The following is an 18,849-nucleotide window of genomic DNA, read 5'->3' on the forward strand; positions in this document are numbered from 1 at the left end:
CCGATCAGGCCGCGATCCTACCGACCGGGCGCACCGACCGGTCGGGGCGCGTGACCAGCGCCGTTCCGCCGGACCGGGGCGCCTCCTCTAGGCTCACCCGGCGGGCCCGGCCCGGCGGGCCCCGGACTCGGGGAGGACGTCCGTGCAGAGGCTGCTGGGGAACCTGCTGATCGTGCCGACGCTGCTGGTGACCGTGCTGCTCTTCGGCACGGTCATCCGGCGGCTGCTCGGCGTCCGGTTGGGTCCGGTCCGGACGGTGGCCGCCGCTGTCCTGGCCCTGCTGGTCGTCGGCCCGATCATGCAGACCCTGACACCCGACCCGGTGCCCACCGATCCGGCCACCATCGCGCTGTTGCTGGGCCTGACGGTGTGCTGCGCGAGCCTGGTCGCCATGGCGGTGGTGGTCATCGCCGAGGCGATCGTCCCGGACGGGTCGCTGCCCGGCCCGGTCGAGCTGCTGCACGGCTGGCGGTCCCGGTTCGCTCGCACCCGGCGGTACGGCGAGATCGTTCGGATCGCCGTCCGGCACGGACTCGGGCGGTTCCTGCGCGGGCGGCGGCACGTCGGGGTGGCCTCCTCGCCGTCCCGCCGGCAGCTGGCCCGCTCGGTGCGCCGGGCGCTCGACGACGGCGGGGTGACCTTCGTGAAGCTCGGCCAGCAGCTGTCCACCCGGCGGGACCTGCTGCCCCGGGAGTTCGTCGAGGAGCTGACCCACCTGCAGGACGACGCGGCGCCGGTCGACTGGGCGCGGATCGAGGAGGTGCTGCGGGCCGAACTGGGCCGACCGGTCGAGGAGGTCTTCGCCTCGGTCGACCGGCTACCGCTGGCGGCCGCCTCGGTCGCCCAGGTACACGCCGCCACCCTGACCGACGGCACCGAGGTCGTCGTCAAGGTGCAGCGGCCGGGCATCACCCGGGTCGTCGAACGGGACCTGGACATTCTCGGTCGCCTGGCCCGCACCCTCGAGGTACGCACCGAATGGGGTCGGAGCCTGGGCCTGACCACGCTGGCGGCCGGCTTCGCCGAGGCGCTGCGCGAGGAGCTCGACTTCACCGTCGAGCGGGACAACCTGCGGGCGGTCGGCGCCGCGCTCACCGCCGCGCCGGACCGGGGGGTGCGGGTGCCGGCGCCCCGGTCGAGGTGGTGCACCGCCCGGGTGCTGGTGATGGACCGGCTGCCCGGCACGCCCCTCGGTGCCGGGGACACCGTACTGGCCGGGATGACCGGGCAGCGGCGCCGGGAGGTCGCCGCCGCCCTGCTCGGCACGATGCTCGACCAGGTGCTGGAGACCGGCATGTTCCACGTCGATGTCCATCCGGGGAACGTGCTGGTCGACGCGGACGGCACGCTGGGGTTGCTCGACCTCGGCTCGGTGGGCCGGCTGGACGGCACCACCCGGGCCGCGCTGGGCCGGCTGATGGCCGCCCTCGGCCGGTCCGACTCGGCGGCCGCGACCGACGCATTGCTGGAACTGGTCGACCGGCCCGACGAGATCGACGAGCGGGAGTTGGAGCGGACCCTGGGCGGGTTGATCGTCCGGTACGCGGCTCCGGGCGCCGGCACCGGCGCGGCCGCGTTCGGTGCCCTGATGCGGTTGGTCACCACCCACCGGCTGGCCATCCCGCCCCAGGTGGCCGCGGTCTTCCGGGCCTTCGCCACGCTGGAGGGCACCCTCGTGCTCATCGATCCGGCCTTCGACCTGGTCGCCGAGGCACGGCGGGCCGGCGTCGGCCGGGTCGCCGAGGCGTTGACCCCGCAACGGTTGCGTGACTCGGTGACGGACGAGGTGGTGGCGCTGCTGCCGGTGCTGCGCCGGCTGCCGCGCCGGGTGGACCGAATCGCGGACGCCCTCGAACACGGTCGGCTCGGCGTCAACGTCCGGGTGCTCGCCGACCGGCGGGACCGGCAACTGGTTACCGGGCTGGTCCACCAGGTGCTGTTGACGGTGCTCGGTACGGCGGCCGGCCTGATCGCCGTGCGGCTGCTCGGCATACCGGGCGGCCCCCGGGTCACCCGGAGCATCGAGCTGTACGACGTCCTCGGCTACGGCCTGTTCATCGTCTCGTTCGTGCTCGTGCTCCGGGTGCTGATCCTCATCTTCCGCCGCAGCACCGACTGAACCGCCCCGGTGCGGGCCGGGCCCCCGACCCGCACCCGCGGGCGTCGGAACGGGAACCCGGCACCCTGTCAGGCGGGATCGGGCAGGGCGTTGTCGCGGATCACCGAGCGGTACCAGTGCGCGCTGTCCTTGAGGATCCGCCGCTGGGTCGGGTAGTCGACCCGGACGATGCCGAACCGCTTGTGGTAGCCCTCGGCCCACTCGAAGTTGTCCAGCAGCGACCAGAGCAGGTAACCGCGCACGTCGACCCCGCTGTCCAGGGCGGCCCGGACGGCGCGCAGGTGGCCGTCGAGGTAGGCGATCCGGTCCCGGTCCGGCACCCGGTCGCCGACCACCCGGTCCTCGAAGGCCGCGCCGTTCTCGGTGATCCAGAGCGGCACGCCGGGGTAGTCGCGGGCGACCCGGCGCAGCAACTCGGTCAGCCCGGACGGGTCGACCGGCCAGCCCGACGAGGTGTGCGGCAGGTCGGGGGAGGTGAACTCGATCCCCTCACTGCCGGGGTAGGTGCCGTCCCCGCCGTCGGCGCCGGGACGGGCCGCGACCCAGGTGGGGCTGTAGTAGTTGAGTCCGAGCAGGTCGATCGGCGCGGCGATGGTCTTCTCGTCGCCGTCCGCCAGCCACGGCGTGCCGCCGAACCGGGCCATGTGGGTCACCATGTCGGCCGGGTAGCCGTCGCCCAGCACCGGGTCGAGGAACACCCGGTTGTGCAGCCCGTCGATCAGGCGTACCGCGTCGGCGTCGGCGGCGCTGTCCGGGTCGACGGGCCGTACCACGGCGGGGTTGAGCGCCAGGCCGACGGACCGGGCGCCGGCCGCGCGCAGCGCCTGGGTGCCGAGCCCGTGGGCGAGCAGCAGGTGGTGCACGGCGGCGAACGTCGCGGCGGGGTCCCGCCGGCCGGGCGCGTGCCGGCCGCTGCCGTAACCGAGGTACGCGGAGCACCACGGCTCGTTCAGCGTCAGCCACGAGGCGACCCGGTCGCCGAGCCGGTCGTGCACGGCGGTGGCGTAGTCGGCGAAGTGCTCGGCGGTGTCCCGGACCGGCCAGCCGCCCCGATCCTCCAACGACTGGGGCAGGTCCCAGTGGTAGAGGGTGACCATCGGTGCGATCCCGCGCCGGCACAGTTCGTCCACCAGCCGGTCGTAGAAGTCCAGTCCGGCCGCGTTGACCGGGCCGTCGCCGCCGGGTATGACCCGGGGCCAGGCGACCGAGAACCGGTACGCCCGCAGCCCGAGCCCGGCGATCAGGTCGACGTCCTCCCGCCACCGGTGGTAGTGGTCGCACGCCTCGTCCCCGGTGTGCCCGTCGGCGACCGCGCCCGGGGTGCGACTGAAGGTGTCCCAGATGGACGGGGTACGACCGTCCGCGTCGACGGCACCCTCGATCTGGTATGCGGCCGTGGCCGATCCCCAGACGAAGTTCTCCGGGAAGCTGGTTCGGTTCACTGCTTGACCGCCCCTTCCATGATGCCGCCGATGATCTGGCGACCGAAGACGATGAAGACCACCAGCAACGGGACCGTGGCGATCGCGGTGCCGGTGAAGATCTGTGACATGTCCTGGTAGTACCCGTGGGACAGCGCCCGCAGGGACAGCTGCACGGTCGGGTTCTCCGGGTCGTTCAGGACCGCGTACGGCCAGATGAAGTCGTTCCAGGTGGTCATGAAGGTGAGCAGGCCGAGCACGGCGGCGGCCGGGCGCAGCGCGGGCAGCACCACGTTCCAGTAGATACGCAGCGAGTGGCAGCCGTCCACCCGGGCGGCCTCGATCAACTCGTCGGCGACCGCCTGTCCGGCGTACTGCCGCATCAGGAACACGCCGAACCCGGTGACCAGTGCCGGGACGATCACCGCCTGCAGCTGGTTGGTCCAGCCGAGCCGGCTCATCAGCATGTACAGCGGGATCACCCCGAGCTGGGTGGGCACCGCCATCGTCGCGATGATCAGCACCAGCAGCTTGTTGCGGCCGCGGAAGCGCAGCTTGGCGAAGGCGAAACCGGCCAGCGAGGAGAACAGCACCACGGAGAAGGTGACGCAACTGGCCACGATCGCCGAGTTGACCAGCCCGGTGACGAAGTTGGCGTCGGTGTTGGCCAGCAGCCGGGACAGGTTCGCACCCAGGTTGTCGCCGGGCAGCAGCGGCGGTGGCAACTGACCCATCGCGTCGTTGGACCGGGTGGCGACCACCACCATCCAGTAGATCGGGAAGACCGAGATCGCGATGGCCAGGATCAGGGTCCCGTACGTCAGCGGGCTGGCCCGCCACAGGTCGGCGCCGGGCGGGCGCCGTCGGCGTCGGCCGGCCGGTGGGCTCGGCGCCGGCGGCGCGGTGGGTACGGTCGGGGCGAGCACCATGGTCAGTCTCCTTCCAGCCCGCCCCGGCCGGTACGCCGGATGAGCGCCACGTTCCCGATCGCGACCAGGACGATCAGCAGGAACAGCATCCAGGCGATCGCCGAGCCGTAACCGAAGTTGAAGTGCGGGGCGAACGCGTTCTCGAACATGTACATCGTCACGGTCTGCGACTCGCGCAGCGGGCCGCCGCGGATCGGATTGGTGCCGGAGTTGAACAGCAGCGGTTCGGTGAACAGCTGCAGCCCGCCGATGGTGGAGATGACGGTGCAGAAGACGATTGTCGGTCGCAGCATCGGCACGGTGATGGACCAGAACTGCCGGGCCGGCCGGGCGCCGTCCAGCGCGGCCGACTCGTACAGGTCGCGCGGGATGGCCTGCATGGCGGCCAGGAAGATCAACGCGTTGTAGCCGGTCCACCGCCAGTCGACCATGGTGGAGACGGCCACCCAGGCGCCGAGCCGGTCGGCCCGCCAGTCGACGCCGGGCAGCCCGACCAGTCCGAGCAGCCAGTTGAACAGCCCGAACTGCCGGCTGAACAACTGGCCGAAGACGATCGCCACGGCCGCGGTGGAGGTGATGTTCGGGATCAGCACCCCCATCCGGAACCCGGTACGGGCCCGCAGCGTGCGGTTGAGCAGGTTGGCCAGCCAGAGCGCCAGCAGCAGCTGCGGCACGGTGGACAGCACGAAGATGCCCAGCGTGTTGACGACGGAGTTCCAGAAGTCGGCGTCGCCGAGCAGCGCCGAGTAGTTGGCCAGCCCGACGAACGGGTGGTCCTCGGCGAGCAGGTCCCAGTCGTGCAGCGACACCCAGGCGGTGTAGCCGAGCGGGTAGAGCCCGAAGATCGCGAAGAGCACGAAGAACGGTGCGACGTAGAGGTACGGGGCGTACCGGTTGTCGAACCGGGCGAACCAGAACGGCGCATCCCGGCGGCGCCCGGTCGTGGCGGCCCGCACACTCACTTCTGCGCCGCGCTCTTGGCCTTGGTGACCGCGTCCGTCCATCCGTCGGCGGGCGACCGCTGGCCGAGTTCCACCGTGCGGACCGCGTTCTCCACCTCGGTACGGACCGCCTGGTTCTTCGGTCCCATGTACACCGGGCGCAGGTTGCGGGCGCCGGAGCCGAAGATCTCACCGACCGGGGCGTCGCTGAAGTACGCGTTCTTCGCGTCCTTGACCGCCGGGTCGTCGAGCGCCTGCGGCGAGGACGGCAGGGCACCCTTGGACTTGAACGCGCCGATCTGGCCCTGCGGGCTGGTCAGGAACTTGGCCAGCTCGATGGCCTCCTTCTGGTGCTTGCCCTGCTTGGGCACGGCCAGGAACGAGCCGCCCCAGTTGCCGCCGTTGCCGGGCACCGTGGCGATGTCCCACTTGCCCTTGGCCTCCGGGCCGGCGTTGCCCTCGATCACCCCGGTCATCCAGGCCGGGCAGGCGATGGTGGCGAACTTGGCCTGTTTGAAGGCGGACACCCACTCATCGGACCAGGAGCCGAACTTGCCGGTCAGCTTGTTGTCGATGATCTTCACGGTGGTGTCGTACGCCTGGCGTACCGCGGGGTTGGCGTCGACCACGAGGTTGCCGGCGGTGTCGTAGTAGCTGTAGCCGGTGCCGGCACCGGCGTTCTGCAGCAGGATGGTGTTGAAGGTGTTGGTGGCGGCGTCCAGGAAGCTGGCCCCGGTGTTGGCCGCGGCGAACTTCCTGCCGGTGGTGATGTAGTCGTCCCAGGTCGGCCAGAGCTTCGACACCGCGGCCCGGTCGGTGGGCAGGTTGGCCTTGGCGAACAGGTCCTTGCGGTAGCACATGGCCATGCCGCCCACGTCGGTGCCGAGTCCGATCAGCCGCTTGCCGTCCGGGGTGAGGCCCTGGTTCCACTTCCAGTCCATGAAGTTGGCCTTCAGGTCGCCGGCGCCGTGGTCCAGCAGGTTGACGAAGTTGCCCGGGTTGGCCTTGTACTCGACCAGCAGCCCTTCCTCGATCGCGACGATGTCACCGGCGCCGCTGCCGGCGGCCAGCCACTGGGTCAGCTTGGGGGAGTAGTCGTCGAGGTTGGTGCCGGTGCCCCGCTCCACGATCTTGATGTTGGGGTGGCTGGCCATGTATTCCTTGTACAGCTCGGCGTAGCCGAACTGGCTGAACACGTCGACGGTCAGGGTGATCTGGCCGTCGCCGCTGTCGGTGCCGCCGCAGGCGGCGACGCCGGTGAGCATGCCCAGGGCGAGGGCGGCCGCCGCCAGGCGGCGGCGCGGACTGACTCTCATGGGTGGTACCCCTCTCGGGTAGGAATCGGCGCGGTTGAGAGAGCGTTCTCACGTCGAGAGAAGACTCCCGTCAACCTGGGCGTATTGTCAAGAGAGCGCTCTCCCATTTTTGGGGACGCGGCCCGTTACCATGACCCGCGGAGGTATCCGTTGACGATCGTGCCGCCCGCCCGGCCGACCCTGGAGGCGGTGGCCCAGCGGGCCGGCGTCTCGCGCGCCACCGTGTCCCGGGTGGTCAACGGCTCGCCCCGGGTCGCCGAGGAGATCCAGCGCCGGGTCCGTCGGGCGGTCGAGGAGCTGGGGTACGTACCCAACCAGGCGGCCCGCAGCCTGGTCACCCAACGGACCGGCTCGATCGCCCTGGTGTTCAGCGAGGAGGCGAACCGGGTCTTCTCCGACGACCAGGTGTTTCCCGGGATCATCCGCGGCGTCAGCCAGGAGCTGGAGGCCGCCGACCGGCAGCTGGTGCTGATGATGGCGCACTCGCCCGCCGGCCACGAACGGATCCAGCGGTACGCCACCGGCGGGCACGTGGACGGCGTGCTGATCGCCTCGATGCACGGCGTCGAACCGCTGCCCGCGACCCTGCAACGCCGGGGGATCCCGGTGGTCTGCGGCGGCCGGTCGCTGGACCGGGCCAACCGCTCGCCGTACGTGGACGTCGACCACGCGGGCGGGGTGGGCGCCGCGGTCCGGCGCCTGCTGGACACCGGCCGGCGGCGGATCGCCACCATCGCCGGGCCGCAGGACATGGTCGCCGGCATCGACCGGCTGGCCGCCTACCGCGCGGCGTTGCGCGACTCCGACCGCCGGTCGATCGTGGCCGTCGGCGACTTCACCCGGGACTCCGGGGTCGTGGCGATGCGGCAACTGCTGGCCGACGATCCCGACCTGGATGCCGTGTTCGTCGCCTCCGACCTGATGGCGCACGGCGCGCTGCGGACGCTGCGGGACGCGGGCCGGCGGGTGCCGGACGACGTCGCCGTGATCGGGTTCGACGACATCGAGCTGGCCCGGTTCACCGAGCCACCGCTGACCACGGTGCGCCAGCCGGTGCTCGACATCGGCCGCCGGATGGCCGGCCAGGTGCTGCGGATCATCGACGGCCAGACCGTGGAGCCGGCCCTGGTGCTGGACACCGAGCTGGTCGTCCGGCAGTCGGGCTGAGCGGCAGTCGGGGCTGACCGGTAGTCGGGCTGACCGGCCGCGGCGAAGCCGGTCGCCCGTCCGGCGCCCCCGGCGTGCCGGGAGCGTGCCGGGGCGCCGTTCAACGACGGGTAACCGATCGGAAACATTGACGACCGGCTACTCGTGGGTCTACCGTCCGGCGCAAGAGAGCGCTCTCTTCGCCGATCGTTCCCCGGCAGTTTCCCGACCCCCGTGCGCGGACCCCGGCTCCCTCGCCCGGTCCGCGTCACCTCGGAGGCACCTGATGACATCGTCCGTCCGACCCCGTCGGTGGATCGTCGCCGCCGCCGGCGGCGCCGCCCTGCTCGTGCTCGGCGCGAGCCTGATCGCGGGGCACGCCCCGCCCGCCGAGGCCGCCACCGTCGGCGCCGGCAGCTACACCACCACCCCGGTCGGCCCGCTGCCGTCCGGCTGCGGCCAGATCTCCACCAACCCCCGCCAGTACGTCACGGCCGACGCCCCGGCCGGCGCGGTGCCCACCAACGACTGGTGGTCGTCGTTGCTGTGGAAGCGCACCGACTGCGCGTTCAGCGAGCCGCTGCACGCCCACCCGCTGTCCTACGACACGTTCACCGACGGCCTCGGCTTCTCGGCCAACTCGACCCCGGCCATCTCCGGCACGTCGACCGGGGTCGGCGAGTACCACTACCCGTACACCGAGGACATCCGGGTCGGGGTGGCCGGGCTGGGCGCGCCGACGACCAAGGTGGCCGGCTGGAGCGACTGGACGGTCACCCCGTACTGGAGCGACGGCGCCCGGACCATGCGCGCGACCATCGGGCACGGCCTGCCCTTCGCGTACTTCCAGACCACCGGCGGGGACGCGCAGATCCGGGTCACCGGCACCCCGCAGGTGTGGGCCAACGCCAACTCGATGATCGGCTTCACGGTGAACGGGCACGACTACGTCGGCTACGCGCCGACCGGCGCCGGCTGGACCGTGAGCGGCGGCCGGATCACCTCCACCCTCGCCGGGCGGGGCTACTTCTCGGTCGCCCTGCTGCCGACCACCGGCTCGACCGCGCCCGCCGACCGGTCCGCGCTGGCCGAGAGCTACGGCCGGTACGCCCACGCGCACGTCACCGGGACCCGGCTGTCCTACGCCTACGACCCGGCGAGCAGCACGGTGACCACCACGTACGCGTTCACCGTGACGCCCCGGGAGGGCGCCGTGGCGCAGACGGTGGTCAGCCTCTACCCGCACCAGTGGAAGGCGTTGACCGGCTCGACCCCGATCAGCCAGAGCTACCCGTCGGCCCGGGGCCGGATGAAGGTGCTCACCGGCGTCGACCGGTTCCGCACCACGATGACCTTCCACGGCGTCCTGCCCGAACTGCCGGCGGTGGGTGACGGCGCGGGCGCCGACCTGGCCACCCTGACCGGCTACCTGGCCGCCGACCGGGCCAATCCGATGGACCGGCGCGGCGACGACACCTACTGGACCGGCAAGGGCCTGGGCCGGGCGGCCCGGATCGCCGAGATCTCCGACCAGGTCGGCGACACCGGCACCCGGGACAGCGCGCTGACCGCCATCCGGAACACCCTCACCGACTGGTTCACCGCGTCCACCGGCAAGACCTCCCGCCTGTTCTACTACGACGCGAACTGGGGCACGCTGATCGGCTACCCCGCCTCGTACGGTTCGGACCAGGAACTCAACGACCACCACTTCCACTACGGCTACTTCATCGCGGCCGCCGCCACGCTTGCCAAGTTCGACCCCCAGTGGGCCTCGACCGGCCGGTACGGCGGCATGGTGGACCTGTTGATCCGGGACGCGGACAACTACGACCGCGCCGACACCCGGTTCCCGTACCTGCGGGACTTCGACATCTACGCCGGGCACGACTGGGCCTCCGGGCACGGCTCGTTCGCCGCCGGCAACAACCAGGAGTCCTCCTCGGAGGGGATGAACTTCGCGGGCGCCCTGATCCAGTGGGGCCAGGCCACCGGCAACGCGGCGGTCCGCGACGCCGGGGTGTTCCTCTACACCACCCAGGCGGCGGCCATCCAGGAGTACTGGTTCGACTCGGCCGACCAGAACTTCCCGGCCGGCTTCGAGCACTCCACCGTCGGCATGGTCTGGGGCGACGGCGGCGCGTACTCCACCTGGTTCAGCGCCGAGCCGGAGATGATCCAGGGCATCAACCAACTCCCGGTCACCGGCGGGCACCTGTACCTCGGCTACGACCCGGCCTACGTCCGGCGCAACTACGCCGAGTTGGTCCGCAACAACGGCGGGCCGCCGACCGTGTGGCAGGACATCATCTGGGAGTTCCTCGCCCTCGGCGACCCGGACACGGCCCTGGCCAACCTGCGCGCGAACGGCGGATACACCCCGGAGGAGGGGGAGAGCCGCGGGCACACCTTCCACTGGATCCGCAACCTGGCCGCGCTCGGCGCCGTGGACACCTCGGTCCGCGCCAGCCATCCGCTGGCAACCGTGTTCACCCGGGCCGGGGCGCGCACGTACGTGGCGTCCAACGTCTCCGGCAGCCCGATCACGGTGACCTTCTCCGACGGCACCCGACTGACCGTGCCGGCCGGCAGGACGGCCACCACCGGGGCGTACACCTGGAGCGGCGGCAACGCGGGCGGCGGCACCGACCCGACGCCGGGCCCGACGACCCCGGGTCCGGGCCCCACCCCGACCACCCCGGCCCCGACCACCCCGGCGCCGACGACGCCGGGTCCCTCACCGACCGGGTCGACCTCGCCGGACCGCTACCTGCTGCCGGGTGGCGGCCTCGCCGCCGCCGCGGGCGCCGCCGGGCAGGCGACGGTCGTCGCGGCGAACGGAAACCACGACGGTACGCCGACCAACCCGCTGGTCTTCACCGCCACCGGCCTGAACCTGTCCTACTCCGGTGGCGCGACCCGGTTCGACCTGTTCCTGGACGCGGCGACGGCGGTGGGCAACGGTGTCCAGGCCCGGGTCTCGTACGACCTGACCGGCGACGGGACGTTCGACCGGGTGGAGACCTACCGGTACTTCGCCACCGACCCGCTGCCCGGCTACGAGCACTACACCACCGCCGCCGGCCTGCTGGCCAGCAGCGGCCCGCTCGGCGACCTGCGCAACGGCACCGTACGGCTGGAGGTCTGGTCGGCGATCGGGGCCAACCCGACCACCCTCGGCCTCGGCAACCGCTCGACGCTCCACCTCGCCCAGGGCTGACCGGGATTAACCGGCTCCGGAAATGGGCGGCTGGCCGCCGGGTCCGAAATTGGGTGGTTGACCGTAACCGGGTCCGGAGGTTGGTCCGGGAGTACCCGGGTAGGGAGCTGGGCCGGGCGCGCTCGGGGCGGAACCGGGTGCCGGTATGTCCGGGTACGGGCCGGGGCCCGGCGTGCCGGGATGGGGCTGGGCGGCCAGGTCGCCGGGATATCCCGCCGCACCCCAGTCGGACTGACCGGGCGCGGGCGGATAACCCGGTCCGACGCCGGCCGGTGGCGGCTGCGGGCCCTGCGGCGCGGCCGGGTATCCGGGCGGGTACGGCCCCGGCGGTGCGGGCGGTTTGTTCGAACTCTTCACCACCACCAGCACCACGGCGACCACTATTCCGACGACCGCGACCAGACAGAGCAGGATGGCGAGCAGAGTGATCAGGCCCATGGGCTTCCTCTCACCGGGAGCGGCATCCGTTGTGGACACCGTCACCGCCGGGCAAACCGGACGCCGACGATGGTAACGGCACCACCGCTGCCAGTCGGCCCGGACCGGACCGGACCGGACCGGACCGGAGTGGACCGGACCGGACCGGAGTGGACCGGAGTGGACCGCCCGGGGCCGATCGATCCGCCGGCCCGGAAGATGACGACCCGGGCCGTCAGTCCGTCGGGCCGGCCAGGAACGGTGTGAGCAGTGCCGGGGTGGCGCCGTCGGCCAGCCGCAGCGCGGTGTCCACGTCGACGTCCGGCACCGCGTACCGCTGCCGGCCGGCAGCGGTGGTCGCGGTCAGCGTGGCCAGACCGACCCGGCGCTGGAAGAACGACCGCCGCAGGTTCCAGCCGATGATCCCGTCGGTGGCCAGCACGTAGCGCCGACGGACCAGGGAACCCTGGCGGGAGACCAGCCAGCGGCCGACCGCCGCGTGCCCGAGGCTGCGCGCCCGGTCCTGCGCCAGCAGTGCCGCCGCGACCGGCAGCACCACCGCGGTGACCTGCCAGGTCCAGGCCGGCCAGTCGGCCAGCCACCAGCCGGTGACCGCCGCCGCGACCAGCAGCGCGGCCACCGTCAGGGCGCGGCTGTAGCGGCGCCGGTGCGCCTGCGGCAGGTGCCGGGTCAGTGGCACGGCGACCGGCGCCGGGTCGCCCAACACCGTGGCGGCGACCCGCTCGGCCTCGGCCCGCGGCGCCGGCGGCAGCAGCAGCGAGCCACCCCGTTCCGCGCCCCGGCCGACCCGCAGGCCGGTGGCGATGGCGATGCACCGCGCCCCGGACACCACCCGCAGCAACAGCGGCTCGCTCAGCTCGACGCCGCGCAGCCGTTGCTCGTCGATCGAGGTCGCCCGGGTGGTTACCAGGCCGCGGGTCACGTGCAGCGTGCCGGCGTCGTGCCGGGTCAACCGGAAGCCCCAGAACGCCAACACGTAACCGGCCGTGGACAGCAGCGCGATCACCACCACGAAGACGGCGACCACCTGCACCACCGCCAGTCCCAGCGGCATCCGGACCAACTGGTCGACGAGGGCGCGCAGCGGCCCGTACCGGGTGAGGTCGATGTGTGCCTCGTTGACCGCGCGGGACACGAACGCGGTGAGCACGCCGACGGTCACGAACCCGGAGAGGGTGAACGGCCCGAACCGGATCCAGCCGGGCCGCAGCCGGGCCAGCTCTGTCTCCGGTGCGTCCGGACCCGGCTCCGCCGGCTCGTCCGGGTCGGTCGTCGGCGCGGGTTGCGCCCGGTAGTGCAGCAGTTCCTCCCGCAACCGGGCCGCCTCCGGCACGGTCAGCCCGTCCAGCTTCACGCCGTCGTCCTTGCGGTCGGACCGGCCGGTGCCAACGGTGACCCGGGTCAGCCCGACCAGCCGGTGCACGGCGTGCGCGGTGACGTCGACCGTACGGACGCGGTCGCGGGGCACCGACAGCTCCCGGCGGCGCAGCAGCCCGCGGCGGACCTGGACGTGCCGCGGGGTGATCCGGTACGTGGTGGTGAACCAGCGCAGCATCCCGGCGAGCAGCACCAGGACCAGACCGGTCAGGCCCCACCAGTGGTTCCCGCTGGTGCTGCCGGCCACGAAGATGCCGAACAGCGCCGGCAGGCTGCGGGGAATCTCCTGCACCGGATGGACCAGCAGCATCCGCCGGCTCAACCGGCGCCAGGACGGGTCGATGCCGGCGCCGGGCACCGGCTCGCCGTCCGGTGTCGCCGGTACGTCCGCAGGACCGGCGGCGCGGACCGGCTGGGACGCTGTGGTGTCGCTGCTCACGTGGCATCCCCGGTGGTCGCCTGGGTGTTCGCGGTCAGCTCGTCGACCAGTCGGTCGGCCGTCCCGCGGTCGAGGCCGTCGATCTTCAGCGGTCCGGCGGCGGAGGCGGTGGTCACCGTGACGTTCGCCAGGCCGAACACCTGCTCCAGCGGGCCGCGCTTGCTGTCGACGGTCTGGATCCGGGAGACCGGCGCGATCCGGCGCTCCTGGTTGAACCAGCCCGACTGGGTGTAGATGGCCTCGTCGGTGGCCTCCCACAGGTGTACCCGGTAGCGCCACCACGGCATCACGGCCAGGTGGACGGCCGCCAGCACGGCGGTGACCGCGAGGCCGATCAGGTGCGGGAGCAGGTCCGACTCACCGATCAGCCAGATCACCTGGATGGCCGTGATCACCAGCCAACCGACCAGAGCGCGCACGAACCAGTACGCGACGGCCTTGCGACTGACCCGGTTGCGGGGCGGGCGGAGATCGAGCCGGCCCCCGGTTGTGGTCTGCACACGCTGACTCTGGCACGCCGCGACAACCTCGGCTACCCACGCGAGTGGCGCCGCCGCCCGGTCCGGCCGAGCCCGCTGCGGGCCGTCCTGTCCGGGCCGGATCCCACCCACGTCACGACGCTGGGAGGCTGAGCAGCACGGCGCCGACGGCGACGCCGACGCCGCAGGCGATCCGCAGCCGGCCCATCGACTCGCCGAAGAAGACGGCACCGATCACGGCCGCGACGATCACACTGCTCTCCCGCAGGGCCGCGACGGCGGCCAGCGCGCCCCGATTCTGCGCCCACAGCACCAGACCGTAGGCCAGCGCCGACAGCACGGTGATCGCCAGGGCTGGCGGCCAGGACGACCCGCGGGTACGTCCGGCGGCGAGGGTCGGGGCACCGCGGCGTCGCCGGACGGCGAACGCGACGACGGCGAGGCCGATCCCCTGCAGGCCGACGAGCCACAGCGTGTACCCGGCCGGACTGTCGCTGCGCCGTACGCCGATGCCGTCGATGACGGTGTAGGTCGCGATGGCCAGCCCGGTCAGGACGGCGGTGAGCACGGCGGCCCGGTTGTCCCGCACCGTGCGCCAGGGCGTCAGGCCGAGCAGGGCGATCGCCCCGGCGATCAGGGCGACGCCGGCGGTGGTGGCGGGGGACATCCGTTCGTGCAGCAGGAGGACCGCGACCACGGCGACGGTCAACGGGCCGACCCCGCGGGCGATCGGGTACGTCTGGTTGAACTCGCCCACCCGGTACGCCGCGACCAGCGCGAGCGTGTAGAACAGGTGCACCACCACCGAGGCGACCAGCCAGGGCCAGGACGGTCGGGCCGGCGCGGGCACCCAGAGCAGCACCGGGAAGGCCAGTACGACGCTGAGGACCCCGTTGCGGCCGAACAGCGTGACCCGGTCCTCGACCCCCTTGGCCAGCGCGTTCCAGGTGGCGTGCAGGACCGCCGCGAGCAGCACGGCGCCGACGACGGCCGGGGTCAACGGGCTCTCCGGACACTCATCCCACCGACTCTAGATCGACCGTGCGCGGCCCGGTCGACCGCGATCCACTGTCGACGGTCGGTGACGTCGGTGCGGCGGCGTCCCGGTCACCCGGACCGCCGCCGTCATGCCGCGAGGACGTCGTCGGGCGCGCCGCACCAGGTCCGCAGCGCCGCCCGGACCGGCTCCGGGTCTGCGCTGTCGTGCCGGCCGGCGGCCCAGGCGAGGTACCCGTCGGGGCGGACCAGCGTCGTCGGGTGGTCCGGCACGGCCGGCGTGGCCACGGTGACCCGGTCCGACCAGGCGGCGGCGACGGACTCCAGCTCGGGCGGGCCGAGCAGGACGAACCGCCCGGCGCGCAGCGCCTCGTACAACCGGCCGCCGTCGGCCAGCGGCAGGTCGGCGGCCCGCCGACCGGCCGGGGCGTGGTTGCCGGGCCCGGCCGGGTAGGCGATGCCGACACCGGAGAGCATGCCGGCGATCCGGTCGGCGATCGGTCCACGCCGGGCCGCCAGACCGGCGACGTCCCGGACCGCCATCCGCATCCGGGAGCGGGTCAGCGCGAGCCGGACGATCGCCCCGCTGCCGCGTACCACCGCCCGGCCTACCGGGTGCCGTTCGCTCTGGTAGCTGTCCAGCAGCCCGGCCGGCGCCCAGCCGTGGACCGTGGCGGCCAGCTTCCAACCGAGGTTGACGGCGTCCTGGATGCCGGTGTTCATGCCCTGGCCACCGGCCGGCGAGTGCACGTGCGCGGCGTCCCCGGCCAGGAACACCCGGCCCACCCGGTAGGTCGGGACCTGCCGTTCGTCGCTGTGGAAGCGGGACAGCCAGCGCGGGTCGTGCATGCCGAAGTCGTCGCCGAGCGACCGCCGGGTCACCGCGCGCACCTCGTCGAGGTCGACGGGCGCGCTGTCCGGCTGCGGGTTGTCCCGGTTCCAGGCGAAGATCCGGTACCAGCCGTCGCCGTAGGAGGCGAGGAAGGCGAACGCGTCGCCGTCGGCGTTGGCGAGCAGCGGTGCCTCCGGCGGGCGGGCGAGCCGCACGTCGGCCAGCATCAGTGACATCACCACGGCCCGACCCGGGAACGGCAGGCCGAGGGCGTCCCGGACGACGCTGTGGACGCCGTCGGCGCCCACCGCGTACGACGCCCGGCGGGTCCCGGTCCCGGCCTCGGTGCGGACGGTGACCTCGACGCCGTCGGCGTCCTGCGTCAGCCCGGTCACCGTGGCGCCGCCGACCAGGCGCGCGCCCAGCGCCTCGGCCCGGCGCCGCAGCAGGCGTTCCACCTGGTACTGCGGGGTGACCAGCAGGTACGGGAACCGGCTCGGCAGCCGGCCCAGGTCGATCCGCAGGCCACCGAACAGCCGTAGCCGGTCGATCGGGGAACCGGTGGCCACCAGGTCGTCGGCGAGCCCGCGCGCGTCGAACTGCTCCAGCGTGCGGGCGTGCACCACGAAGGCGCGGGTGAGCGGGGACTCGGTCGCCCGGCGGTCCAGTACGGTGACCGCGAGCCCGGCCGCGGCGAGGTCTCCGGCCAGGGTCAGGCCGGTCGGGCCGGCGCCGACCACGACGACGTCGCTCTGGTTGTCGGTCATGGCTCCTCCTCGATGTCAACAACCGTTGGCCTACAGATGTTGACAACGGTACGGCCGGTGCGACGAAGATGTCAACGCCTGTTGGCATAGAGTGGGCGGCATGACCGCAGCAGCCGCGCCCCGCCGTTCCGACGTCACCCGGGCGGCGATCCTCGACGCGGCCCGGGCCCGGTTCGCCGCGGACGGGTACGAGCGGGCGACCATCCGGGCCATCGCCGCCGACGCCGGGATCGACCCGGCCATGGTGATGCGCTACTACGGCAACAAGGAGAAGCTGTTCGCCGCCGCGGCAGACTTCGACCTGCGGATGCCCGACCTGACCGGCCTGTCCGAGACCGGGTACGGCCGCGCCCTCGCCCGGCACTTCGTGCACCGCTGGGAGGCCGACGACACGTTCCTGGCGCTGCTGCGCGCGGCGGTCAGCAACGAGGCGGCGCGGGACCGGATGCGACAGGTCTTCGCCAGCCAGATCGGTCCGCTGGTCGCCTCCGTGTGCCCGCCCGGACAGGCGGACACCCGGGCCGGGCTGGTGGCCAGTCAGGCGCTGGGCCTGGCGTTCTGCCGGTACGCGCTGCGCCTCCAACCGCTGGCGCAGCTGTCCGAGGAGGAGTTGGTCGACTGGCTGGCGCCGACCCTGCAGCGTTACCTGACCGGCAGCCGGTCCGACGCCGGCTGACCGGACGGGCCGGTCAGCCGGGTGGGTGGGGCGTCAGCAGTCCATAAGGCGGGAACCCCGGCCGTTTAGGGCCGGGAGGAACGCCGTCACGAACCGGGACGTTTCTGGTGCTCGATGTACTCGCGGACGACGGCGGGGGTGCGCCGCCGCACGATCCGGCGAAGTACGAGGGCGACCACAGGTGGCCGCCCCGCAGGTAGCGGTGTAGAAGTGCGTCGTGTTCTTGTCGCAGTCGCCGGGGGCGAGACGCCTTTGAGGTTGTTGACCAGACGTGACAACGGGACCGATGGTGGGTGGTGCACGGGCAGGTGGACGTGGTCGTCCTCGCCGTTGAACTCGCGTAACTGTGCGTCGAAGTCGACCCAGACTGCCCGCATGATGTCCTCGCATCGGGAGAGATCTGGTCGGTGAGTGCGTCGCGCCGGTCTGTGGGATCGGGGGTCCATCGGGTGTCGTGGGTCTTCGGTACGGTGATCGGCGTGAAGCTGGTCGTGCAGGTGAAGCTTCTGCCGACGCCGCGGCAGGCGTCGGCGTTGGAGTCCACCCTGCGTGCCTGCAACACGGCCGCCTGTGAGGTCGCCGCGACGGCCCGACAGATTGGCTGCTACCGCAACTATGACCTGCGCAAGTACACCTACCAGGGCGTCAAGGCCGACCATCGGCTCGGGGCGCAGGCCGCCCAGCACGTGATCAAGAAGGTGTGCGATGCGTACGCGACCCTCGCGGCGAACCTGCGGGTCGGCCGGTACGGCAAACCCGGAAGCACGCGCCGCCGTAGGGTCGAGGCCAACCCGATCAGCTTCCGGTGGGACGCCGCGCAGCCGTACGACGCCCGGATGCTGTCCTGGCAACACGACACCCGGACCGTGTCGATCTGGACGGTCGCCGGCAGGGTCAAGGCCGTCGCCTACACCGGCTCACCCGACCAGGTCAAAGCCGTGGCCACCCGGCCGGTCGGCGAGTGCGACCTGGTACACCGCGACGGCATGTGGTTCCTGTACGCCACCGTCGACGTGCCCGAACCCGAGGTGACCTGCCCGGACGGGTTTCTCGGCGTGGACATGGGCATCGTCAACATCGCCTACGACTCCGACGGCACCCGGTACGCCGGCACCCGGCTCAACGGCTACCGGCGCCGCCAGCAGCGACTGCGCCGTCGGCTGCAGGCCAAGGGCACCCAGTCGGCGAAACGGCTGCTGGCTCGACGGCGGCGTAAGGAAGCGCGGCACGCCGCGAACATCAACCATGTCATCGCCAAGACCATCGTGACCGAGGCTGCACGCACCGGCCGCGGAATCGCCGTCGAAGACCTGACGGGGATCCGTGACCGGGTCCGGCTCCGAAAGCCCCAACGGGTCACCCTCTCCTCATGGTCGTTCCACCAACTCGGCGCGTTCCTGACCTACAAGGCCCGCCGAGCCGGTGTACCGCTGGTCCAAGTCGACCCGCGGTACACCTCCCAAACCTGCAACCGGTGCGGACACCGTCACAAACGCAACCGTCCCGATCAGGAAACCTTCACCTGTCGGTCGTGCGGGGTCGTTGCCCACGCCGACCACAACGCAGCCCTCAACATCGCCCAACGCGGTATCGAGAGCTGGGGCGCAGTCAACCGCCCACACGTGGCCTAACTCGAAAATCGACCGTGACTTGACGTGCGGTAGCGTCCCGCGTCGCGAAGCGGCGCGGGATGGGTGTTGTTGGGTGGTGCGTTAGGCGGCGAGGTCGAGGGTGACGCGGTAGCCGAGGGCTT

At 72.4% G+C, this 18,849-nt stretch carries 13 protein-coding genes and 1 pseudogene; 5 read left to right on the plus strand and 9 right to left on the minus strand.

Annotation, left to right across the window (positions count from 1 at the left end; translation table 11 throughout):
• Nucleotides 1–142 precede the first annotated feature (142 nt).
• Nucleotides 143–2,119, plus strand: a complete 1,977-nt coding sequence (locus tag ACFOX0_RS22620) for an ABC1 kinase family protein (RefSeq protein ID WP_377549352.1) — start codon at nt 143–145, stop codon at nt 2,117–2,119.
• 68 nt (nt 2,120–2,187) lie between these two features.
• Here the strand turns inward: ACFOX0_RS22620 and ACFOX0_RS22625 are convergent, their stop codons facing one another.
• From ACFOX0_RS22625 to ACFOX0_RS22640, 4 genes are read right to left on the minus strand one after another with little or no spacing between them, the layout of a single operon-like run.
• Nucleotides 2,188–3,561, minus strand: coding sequence for a GH1 family beta-glucosidase (locus ACFOX0_RS22625; protein ID WP_377549354.1), 1,374 nt, complete (start codon nt 3,559–3,561; stop codon nt 2,188–2,190).
• A complete protein-coding gene (locus ACFOX0_RS22630; RefSeq protein WP_377549356.1) occupies nt 3,558–4,469 on the minus strand; it encodes a carbohydrate ABC transporter permease in 912 nt (303 codons plus the stop codon). Before ACFOX0_RS22630 ends, ACFOX0_RS22625 begins: the two co-directional genes overlap by 4 nt.
• Nucleotides 4,470–4,471: 2 nt before the next feature.
• Nucleotides 4,472–5,425, minus strand: coding sequence for a carbohydrate ABC transporter permease (locus ACFOX0_RS22635; protein ID WP_377549358.1), 954 nt, complete (start codon nt 5,423–5,425; stop codon nt 4,472–4,474).
• 2 nt (nt 5,426–5,427) lie between these two features.
• A complete protein-coding gene (locus ACFOX0_RS22640; protein WP_377549360.1) occupies nt 5,428–6,726 on the minus strand; it encodes an ABC transporter substrate-binding protein in 1,299 nt (432 codons plus the stop codon).
• Nucleotides 6,727–6,882: 156 nt separating this feature from the next.
• Between ACFOX0_RS22640 and ACFOX0_RS22645 the strand changes: the two genes are divergently transcribed.
• Both ACFOX0_RS22645 and ACFOX0_RS22650 read left to right on the plus strand, forming a co-directional pair.
• Nucleotides 6,883–7,893: a LacI family DNA-binding transcriptional regulator gene (locus ACFOX0_RS22645; RefSeq protein ID WP_377549384.1), complete on the plus strand. Its 1,011-nt coding sequence runs from the start codon at nt 6,883–6,885 to the stop codon at nt 7,891–7,893.
• A gap of 265 nt (nt 7,894–8,158) precedes the next feature.
• Complete coding sequence (locus tag ACFOX0_RS22650; protein WP_377549362.1) at nt 8,159–11,092, plus strand: glycosyl hydrolase; 2,934 nt, start codon at nt 8,159–8,161, stop codon at nt 11,090–11,092.
• Nucleotides 11,093–11,744: 652 nt separating this feature from the next.
• On the opposite strand, the gene ACFOX0_RS22655 is transcribed toward ACFOX0_RS22650, so the two are convergent.
• The 4 genes from ACFOX0_RS22655 to ACFOX0_RS22670 form a co-directional block, all read right to left on the minus strand.
• A complete protein-coding gene (locus tag ACFOX0_RS22655) occupies nt 11,745–13,346 on the minus strand; it encodes a PH domain-containing protein (protein WP_377549364.1) in 1,602 nt (533 codons plus the stop codon).
• On the minus strand, nt 13,343–13,846 hold the full coding sequence (locus tag ACFOX0_RS22660; protein WP_377549366.1) for a PH domain-containing protein: 504 nt from the start codon (nt 13,844–13,846) through the stop codon (nt 13,343–13,345). Before ACFOX0_RS22660 ends, ACFOX0_RS22655 begins: the two co-directional genes overlap by 4 nt.
• 112 nt (nt 13,847–13,958) lie before the next feature.
• On the minus strand, nt 13,959–14,825 hold the full coding sequence (locus tag ACFOX0_RS22665) for an EamA family transporter (RefSeq protein WP_377549368.1): 867 nt from the start codon (nt 14,823–14,825) through the stop codon (nt 13,959–13,961).
• 125 nt (nt 14,826–14,950) lie between these two features.
• Complete coding sequence (locus ACFOX0_RS22670) at nt 14,951–16,420, minus strand: FAD-dependent monooxygenase (protein ID WP_377549370.1); 1,470 nt, start codon at nt 16,418–16,420, stop codon at nt 14,951–14,953.
• A 100-nt stretch (nt 16,421–16,520) separates the two neighbouring features.
• Between ACFOX0_RS22670 and ACFOX0_RS22675 the strand changes: the two genes are divergently transcribed.
• Nucleotides 16,521–17,096 carry a TetR/AcrR family transcriptional regulator gene (locus tag ACFOX0_RS22675; RefSeq protein WP_377549372.1) on the plus strand — a complete coding sequence of 192 codons (576 nt, stop codon included), beginning with the start codon at nt 16,521–16,523 and terminating at the stop codon, nt 17,094–17,096.
• Between the two features lie 86 nt (nt 17,097–17,182).
• Here ACFOX0_RS22675 and tnpA read toward each other — a convergent pair.
• Nucleotides 17,183–17,494: pseudogene (gene tnpA / locus ACFOX0_RS22680) on the minus strand (IS200/IS605 family transposase); the annotation flags it as partial.
• An 81-nt stretch (nt 17,495–17,575) separates the two neighbouring features.
• On the opposite strand from tnpA, the gene ACFOX0_RS22685 reads away from it, so the two are divergent.
• Nucleotides 17,576–18,727 (plus strand): RNA-guided endonuclease InsQ/TnpB family protein, encoded by a 1,152-nt coding sequence (locus ACFOX0_RS22685; protein WP_377549374.1) that lies wholly within the window; start codon nt 17,576–17,578, stop codon nt 18,725–18,727.
• Nucleotides 18,728–18,849 lie beyond the last annotated feature (122 nt).

The organism is Micromonospora zhanjiangensis (assembly GCF_042650605.1).
Classification (GTDB): Bacteria; Actinomycetota; Actinomycetes; order Mycobacteriales; family Micromonosporaceae; genus Micromonospora_J; species Micromonospora_J zhanjiangensis.

What these genes read in the sequence shown, in the direction of transcription:
- ACFOX0_RS22630 (WP_377549356.1), bottom strand. Translation starts at nt 4,469, where the DNA reads ATGGTGCTCGCCCCGACCGTACCCACCGCGCCGCCGGCGCCGAGCCCA.
- ACFOX0_RS22640 (WP_377549360.1), bottom strand. Translation starts at nt 6,726, where the DNA reads ATGAGAGTCAGTCCGCGCCGCCGCCTGGCGGCGGCCGCCCTCGCCCTG.
- ACFOX0_RS22650 (WP_377549362.1), top strand. Translation starts at nt 8,159, where the DNA reads ATGACATCGTCCGTCCGACCCCGTCGGTGGATCGTCGCCGCCGCCGGC.
- ACFOX0_RS22670 (WP_377549370.1), bottom strand. Translation starts at nt 16,420, where the DNA reads ATGACCGACAACCAGAGCGACGTCGTCGTGGTCGGCGCCGGCCCGACC.
- ACFOX0_RS22675 (WP_377549372.1), top strand. Translation starts at nt 16,521, where the DNA reads ATGACCGCAGCAGCCGCGCCCCGCCGTTCCGACGTCACCCGGGCGGCG.